This window comes from Cereibacter changlensis JA139, from assembly GCF_003034985.1.
Lineage (GTDB): Bacteria > Pseudomonadota > Alphaproteobacteria > Rhodobacterales > Rhodobacteraceae > Cereibacter > Cereibacter changlensis.
Genome location: NZ_PZKG01000435.1, coordinates 1 through 462, shown reverse-complemented (window position 1 = coordinate 462; position 462 = coordinate 1). Strand labels below are relative to the sequence as shown.

1 protein-coding gene is annotated in these 462 nt (G+C 68.4%); it reads left to right on the top strand.

What is annotated here, in order from left to right; translation table 11 throughout:
* Nucleotides 1-25: 25 nt before the first annotated feature.
* Nucleotides 26-462 (top strand): sulfate ABC transporter substrate-binding protein (locus C5F48_RS24545; RefSeq protein WP_146170795.1); only part of this gene is annotated, 437 nt, incomplete at its 3' end.

Sequence of the window (462 nt, the reverse complement as noted above, 5' to 3'; positions counted from 1 at the left end):
TCCCTTCGCGCTGATCGGCTGGCGCATGGCCTTCGCCACCGCGGGCCTTGCGATCCTGACCGGGCTTGCGCCGCAGGCCGGGGCGCAGACGCTGCTGAACGTCAGCTACGACCCGACGCGGGAGCTCTATCGCGAGTTCAACGAGGCCTTCGCGAAACACTGGGGGGCCGAGGGTCACGCGGCGCCGACCATCGAGGCGAGCCATGGCGGCTCGGGGGCGCAGGCGCGCTCGGTGATCGAGGGGCTCAATGCGCAGGTGGTGACGCTGGCGCTGGCCTCGGACATCAACGCCATCGCCGAGAAGTCGGGCAAGATCCCGGCGGACTGGCAGTCGAAACTGCCGCACAACGCGTTGCCCTATACCTCGACCATCGTCTTCCTCGTCCGCGACGGCAACCCGAAGGGCCTCAAGGACTGGGATGATCTGGTGCAGGACGGGGTGCAGGTGATCACGCCGAACCC